The organism is Streptococcus pseudopneumoniae, assembly GCF_038148935.1.
Classification (GTDB): domain Bacteria; phylum Bacillota; class Bacilli; order Lactobacillales; family Streptococcaceae; genus Streptococcus; species Streptococcus pseudopneumoniae_U.
The window spans coordinates 1-312 of record NZ_JBBJZX010000236.1 but is presented as its reverse complement, the minus strand read 5'-3'; the positions used below and the strand labels follow the sequence as shown (position 1 = coordinate 312).

1 rRNA gene is annotated in these 312 nt (G+C 54.8%); it reads left to right on the top strand.

Annotated features, from left to right (window positions below):
• Positions 1-312 (top strand): 16S ribosomal RNA (locus WKI42_RS10775); the annotation flags it as partial.

Genomic DNA, 312 nt, shown 5'->3' with positions numbered 1-312 from the left:
AGTTGGGCACTCTAGCGAGACTGCCGGTAATAAACCGGAGGAAGGTGGGGATGACGTCAAATCATCATGCCCCTTATGACCTGGGCTACACACGTGCTACAATGGCTGGTACAACGAGTCGCAAGCCGGTGACGGCAAGCTAATCTCTTAAAGCCAGTCTCAGTTCGGATTGTAGGCTGCAACTCGCCTACATGAAGTCGGAATCGCTAGTAATCGCGGATCAGCACGCCGCGGTGAATACGTTCCCGGGCCTTGTACACACCGCCCGTCACACCACGAGAGTTTGTAACACCCGAAGTCGGTGAGGTAACC